The organism is Pseudoalteromonas sp. UBA6610 (assembly GCF_002433295.1).
Lineage (GTDB): Bacteria > Pseudomonadota > Gammaproteobacteria > Enterobacterales > Alteromonadaceae > Pseudoalteromonas > Pseudoalteromonas atlantica.
Genome location: NZ_DJHW01000011.1, coordinates 1 through 5,082, shown reverse-complemented (window position 1 = coordinate 5,082; position 5,082 = coordinate 1). Strand labels below are relative to the sequence as shown.

Annotated in this window: 8 protein-coding genes; 1 reads left to right on the top strand and 7 read right to left on the bottom strand. The window is 38.2% G+C overall.

Features of this window, described 5'->3' with window-relative positions:
* The first annotated feature begins 597 nt into the window (after nucleotides 1-597).
* Nucleotides 598-1,608 (top strand): sensor domain-containing diguanylate cyclase, encoded by a 1,011-nt coding sequence (locus B4F91_RS01290; RefSeq protein WP_288635335.1) that lies wholly within the window; start codon nucleotides 598-600, stop codon nucleotides 1,606-1,608.
* A gap of 54 nt (nucleotides 1,609-1,662) precedes the next feature.
* Here the strand turns inward: B4F91_RS01290 and B4F91_RS01285 are convergent, their stop codons facing one another.
* From B4F91_RS01285 to B4F91_RS01255, 7 genes are read right to left on the bottom strand one after another with little or no spacing between them, the layout of a single operon-like run.
* Nucleotides 1,663-2,106: an NUDIX domain-containing protein gene (locus B4F91_RS01285; RefSeq protein WP_288635334.1), complete on the bottom strand. Its 444-nt coding sequence runs from the start codon at nucleotides 2,104-2,106 to the stop codon at nucleotides 1,663-1,665.
* A complete protein-coding gene (locus tag B4F91_RS01280; protein ID WP_288635333.1) occupies nucleotides 2,099-2,785 on the bottom strand; it encodes a pseudouridine synthase in 687 nt (228 codons plus the stop codon). Before B4F91_RS01280 ends, B4F91_RS01285 begins: the two co-directional genes overlap by 8 nt.
* The gene (locus B4F91_RS01275; protein WP_004586720.1) at nucleotides 2,785-3,114 is read right to left on the bottom strand and encodes a TusE/DsrC/DsvC family sulfur relay protein; all 330 of its coding nucleotides are present in this window, start codon (nucleotides 3,112-3,114) and stop codon (nucleotides 2,785-2,787) included. Before B4F91_RS01275 ends, B4F91_RS01280 begins: the two co-directional genes overlap by 1 nt.
* Nucleotides 3,115-3,117: 3 nt before the next feature.
* The gene (gene tusB, locus B4F91_RS01270; RefSeq protein WP_054982589.1) at nucleotides 3,118-3,384 is read right to left on the bottom strand and encodes a sulfurtransferase complex subunit TusB; all 267 of its coding nucleotides are present in this window, start codon (nucleotides 3,382-3,384) and stop codon (nucleotides 3,118-3,120) included.
* Nucleotides 3,381-3,737 (bottom strand): sulfurtransferase complex subunit TusC, encoded by a 357-nt coding sequence (gene tusC / locus B4F91_RS01265; protein WP_286939250.1) that lies wholly within the window; start codon nucleotides 3,735-3,737, stop codon nucleotides 3,381-3,383. The genes tusB and tusC overlap by 4 nt, the downstream gene beginning before the upstream one ends.
* The gene (gene tusD, locus B4F91_RS01260; RefSeq protein ID WP_029772642.1) at nucleotides 3,734-4,087 is read right to left on the bottom strand and encodes a sulfurtransferase complex subunit TusD; all 354 of its coding nucleotides are present in this window, start codon (nucleotides 4,085-4,087) and stop codon (nucleotides 3,734-3,736) included. Before tusD ends, tusC begins: the two co-directional genes overlap by 4 nt.
* A gap of 55 nt (nucleotides 4,088-4,142) precedes the next feature.
* The gene (locus B4F91_RS01255; RefSeq protein WP_004586716.1) at nucleotides 4,143-4,808 is read right to left on the bottom strand and encodes a Bax inhibitor-1/YccA family protein; all 666 of its coding nucleotides are present in this window, start codon (nucleotides 4,806-4,808) and stop codon (nucleotides 4,143-4,145) included.
* Between the last annotated feature and the right edge of the window lie 274 nt (nucleotides 4,809-5,082).

The window sequence follows — 5,082 nt, the reverse complement described above, 5'->3', positions numbered from 1 at the left end:
TGAATAATTTCGCTTATACAGATTGCTGTTAACTTGGAAAGGCCGCGATTATAGCACGCATTTTGTTTTTGCTTAAAGGGAGGAGTGGCGCAAACACACGATTTTGTAGTTATTTTATTCATATAATAAATAGCAAATAAGACTGAATCGTATTTAACATAAAAAATGATGAAAAATTTAAATAATCGATTGTAAAAAGATATTTCGGTGCCATTCTTACGTTATTAAATGATAATAATGCTTTTATTGCCTTGTTCTTGCTTGTAAATTCAGCTGCCAGTAAGATTTTGCTTATTAGACTCACTTTTTTATAAAAAATATTTTCAACGGAATGAATATATGAATTACGCCTTCCAGGTAAAAAAGCTTTCAACGTTAATACAATATTATGCTGCAAACTCACGCGATGAACTAAATGAGTTACTCATAATGCCTACTAGTGACTTAAAACGTGATACGTATACGCTTTTTCATGAAATTTTTGAGTACACTTAACCCTCAGATGCCAAGCAAAACAGTCCTATTGATGAGATTTTCAATGCTGTCTCAAGTTCTATTGAATTAGTTGACGAGCCAGAAACCGCCTTGTTTGAGGCTATGAAACGCTGGTGGGATGAATGGTATTTTGCATTAAGTATGGATAATTCGCTTTCTCAAGAAAAAGAAGATGTGCCATACAGTTTCCTTTCTAAAAAAATGCATCATCCTATGAAGCGCCACGAGATGAGCCACTACGCCCATTTATTTACTATTTTGCCTATGCCTATCTCTAATGTGTGTGCTAAAACCGGTGATATTATTAGAGTTAATCAGCGGTTTATAGATGTATTTGGTTATACCGTTGATGACTTACCTAACTTAGAGCAGTGGTGGGTTAATACATACCCAGATCCTCACTATCGAGAGGCCGTGAAAAAAACGTGGCAATCGGCGTTAGAAATTGGCAATGAAACAGGACAAGACATTCCCGCGCATGATTACCATGTTACTTGTAAAAACGGTAATACAATTACTATGGAAGTATCTGGAATCAATTTGGGCGATGAATATATTGCTGTATTTAATGATGCGACCAAGCGTTTAGAAGATCAAAATATTTTACGCGACATGGCATTTTTAGATTCGCTAACACAAATAGCAAATAGACGTCGTTTTGATGAAAAGCTAAGTAAAGAGTTTGAAAAAGCCGTTGAGTGTGGTGACGATTTGGCGATTATATTAATCGATATTGATCACTTTAAACTCTTTAACGACCGCTACGGGCATGTTGAAGGTGATTTATGTTTGTATAACGTGGCGCAAGCAATAGCGTGCACGGTAAGCCGCACCGAGGACTTTGTGGCGCGTTATGGCGGAGAAGAATTTGTTGTATTGCTGCCTCAAACCGATAAACAAGGGGCTTTATTTATTGCTGAGCATATTCAAAAAGCAATCGAAGAGCTGCACATCCCTCATGAAGACAGCTTTACCGGCTACTTAACCCTGAGCATGGGTATTCACGCAATTAATAAAGATGATAGTTGCGATCAAAAAGAGTTTATTAAGGCCGCCGATAGCGCACTTTATTATTCAAAAAGGCAAGGACGAAATTGTTTAGCATTAAGTTAATTTATAGCCTTGGACTATTTATATAGCTTTGAGAATTATATAAAGCGCAGATGTTTAATTATCCTCGTAAATAAAGTCTACGTCTTGAATAGGGCGGTTTAGGCTGTCTTCAATACATTTTAAAACTAAATGGCTTCTTAGAGGCAGTGCTTTTATGTCTTCTAAACTGTGCCAGTTGGCACTAATTATATCTGCATCTTTTGGGCAGGGCTCAGTGGTGATTTGAGTGCCATCAAACATAAAACAAAAGCGTAAGTAATGCACCCCATTAGCCGCATGTAAGTTATAAATACCGATTAAGCCAGTGGGCGTTAGGGACAAACCTGCTTCTTCAAAAAGCTCTCTGCTGGCTGCTTGAGCCAGTGTTTCGTTTACTTCTAAATGGCCAGCAGGTTGGTTATAACAAATATTAGAAGTAAATTTATCTCGCTCTTTTACCAGTAAAAAACGCTCTCCTTTTTTTACTACAGCAGCTACCGTTACATGGGGTTTATGCATTTACCTCACCTTTTATAACACTGTACTGTGCGCTGTGTATGCCATCTAGCGTGTAATTGCCAATACTGTAGCGAATAAGCCTTAATGTAGGGTGCCCAACATGGGCGGTCATACGGCGAACTTGCCTATTACGTCCTTCATTAATTGTAATACTTAACCACGTTGTAGGAATCGATTTTCGCTCTCTTACCGGCGGCACACGAGGCCAAAGTTTTGGCTCTTCAATAATTTTTACGTTTGCAGGTAAGGTCGTCCCATCTTTTAGTTCAACACCTTTACACAGGGCATTAATGGCCTCTTCACTAGGCTCGCCTTCAACTTGCACCCAATAGGTTTTATTAGTTTTTTTATTCGGTGCGGTAAGGGTATTTTGAAGCTTTCCGCAGTTTGTTAAAAGTAACAAGCCTTCACTGTCACGGTCGAGTCTGCCCGCAGCGTATACATCTTTAATGGGAATAAATTCAGCCAAGGTTTTTCTATTGGCATCGTCTGTAAATTGGCAAAGCACATCGTAAGGTTTATTAAATAAAACAATTTTTCTATCTTTAGGCGCTATAGCGGGTTGAATTTCACGCGAAGTTGTGCTTTTTTTAGTGAGCGCGCTGCGTGAGTAAGTTCTACCCGTAGTGCGTTTAGTGGTACTTTTACTTGCGCGATTATGCATTGGTTTGTTCGCCATTAAATACACCTAGCGGGCTTGGGTAAGCCGGCAATTTTTGTGGCTTGTTTTGCAGGCCCCTTGGGAAATAATTTATACAAATAAATACTATTGCCTTTGTCCTCGCCAAGCGCTTTAGCCATGGCTTTAACAAGCATTCTTATTGCTGGGCTGGTGTTATATTCTAAGTAAAAATTGCGCACAAAATTAATCACTTCCCAGTGTTGTTCACTCAAGATAATGTTTTCTTGCTCGGCGATAATGGGGGCTAACTCTTTTGTCCACAAAGTGTAATCTAGCAAGTAGCCTTGTTTATCAGTGTCGATTTGTTGATTATTAAATTCAAGCATGGATTACCAGGTAATAGATTGGTTAGTAGATAGAGTAAGGGCAACAAACTCATCGTAATTAATAAGTGTTTGGCCTGGGCTTAGTTTAACTGCGCGTGCCTGCGCATCCTCTAAAAGCAACAATAGCGAATCGTTTAATTGAAAATACTGCTTAGCGGCATAACAGGCATCACCAACAAGGAGTACTTTATCGGTGTCTTTAATTAAGTTTTCCAGCTGAGTAGAGTCGTAATAAGCCAGTGGCTTTGAAAAAATGTGTAATGTACTCATAGGTTCACCACAAAATCTTGCTGGCCGATCAGCTGTTGTTGCTCAGTGTAATTGAGGCTGGTTGAATCAATAATTAATTGAGATTTGTTTACGTTATAATCTAGTAACGATTTTTCACATACATATATGTTTTCTACTTCATAGATTTCAAGCGTTTTGATGTTTTTAAAAAAATCTTTTACACCAAGTTGCTGTGTTGATTGATTATGTTTTAAAGCAAGCACTGCAGGGCCGCTAAATAGCCAGCTAATATTTTGATCAACTGCGGCAAATATTAGTGCCATGTCTAGGGCATCGCGGGTATTAAGCTCATCAAAAGGGCTGGATTGGCTCATTACTAAAACGTTTTTCATTTAAACTGTATCCATTTATCTGCATCACTCACTAGCATGGCAAATTCTGCAAGCCCGGCTACAGTAAACACACCTGTTTGGCTTGTGTTTAAGCCGCGTTTTTCTGCTGCGGTAATACATAGCATTAAGTTAACGTTTTTATCTGCAAGTTGTTGCCATTGCGTAGGAATTTGCAGCTCGTCAGAGGCTAGCTCAAAGTGAGCTGATGCGTGATAAATCCCATTTTGATACAAAAATATCGCATCTATGGTGTGGCCTTGTGCTAAACATGCATTCGCAAACTTTATAATACGTTGCGTTGAGTCATGATCTGAAGGAGGAGTATGTAAAGAAAGAACAAATCGCGCCAAAACAATTCCAATAAAAAAGCCCCAATAAAGGGGCTATTTTAACAGAACTATTTAATTAGTCATCACTTGCGCCAAGAAGGTGCAGTAAAGAAGTAAATAGGTTATATACGTTTAAGTATAGAGCGACCGTCGCGCGAATATAGTTAGTTTCGCCACCATTAATAATACGGCTAGTATCAAATAAGATTAAGCCAGACATAATTAACACAACAGCAGCGTTAAGCACCATAAACATCAGCGAGCTGCCAATGAAGATGTTAACTATGCTTGCAACAATAACCACTAGTAAGCCTACTGTTAAAAAACCACCCATAAATGAGAAGTCTTTTTTAGTGTTTAATGCATAAGCCGATAGACCAAAAAATATTAATGCAGTAGAACCAAGCGCCTGCATAATAAGCATAGGGCCATTAGGCATAGCCGCATAATAGTTAAGTAGTGGGCCAAGGCCTGCGCCCATACAGCCTGTAAAAGCAAACACCCAAAACACGCCTGAGGCTGAGTCTGCTTTTTTGTTTACAACAAATAATAAACCAAACGAAACCAGTGTGAACACAATTCCCATAAAGTAAGGTAATTGTAATGCCATTGAAATACCCGCCGTAACAGCACTAAATGCTAATGTCATGGCCAGTAAGAAATAGGTGTTTTTAAGTACCTTGTTTGTTTCAATGGTCGACATTACCGGTTTAGCGGTATTGTACGAATGATTAAATGCCATTGTAGAGCTCCTTTAAGTGAAACATGTTTGTTTCGATAATTTAACTAAAATTAGATTACCAACTCTTATATGTTTGGGCAAACCTTTGTAGATCAATAGAGTGTTATTTTTTAATTAAAGTTCATTTAAGCATCAAAAAGAAATTATTTGTTTCATCTTTAAACAAATTAATTGTTTTTTAAGCACTTAAACAATTTTTTTAAAAAAAAGCTTCACAAAGCCAATGGGTTTCCCTATTATGCAGGCCGTGCGGAGAGATGGCAGAGTGGTCGAA

Coding starts and splice junctions, on each gene's coding strand:
- tusC (WP_286939250.1), bottom strand. CDS start 3,737: ATGAAAAACGTTTTAGTAATGAGCCAATCCAGCCCTTTTGATGAGCTT.
- B4F91_RS01280 (WP_288635333.1), bottom strand. CDS start 2,785: ATGGCGAACAAACCAATGCATAATCGCGCAAGTAAAAGTACCACTAAA.
- B4F91_RS01285 (WP_288635334.1), bottom strand. CDS start 2,106: ATGCATAAACCCCATGTAACGGTAGCTGCTGTAGTAAAAAAAGGAGAG.
- tusB (WP_054982589.1), bottom strand. CDS start 3,384: ATGAGTACATTACACATTTTTTCAAAGCCACTGGCTTATTACGACTCT.
- B4F91_RS01290 (WP_288635335.1), top strand. CDS start 598: ATGAAACGCTGGTGGGATGAATGGTATTTTGCATTAAGTATGGATAAT.
- B4F91_RS01275 (WP_004586720.1), bottom strand. CDS start 3,114: ATGCTTGAATTTAATAATCAACAAATCGACACTGATAAACAAGGCTAC.
- B4F91_RS01255 (WP_004586716.1), bottom strand. CDS start 4,808: ATGGCATTTAATCATTCGTACAATACCGCTAAACCGGTAATGTCGACC.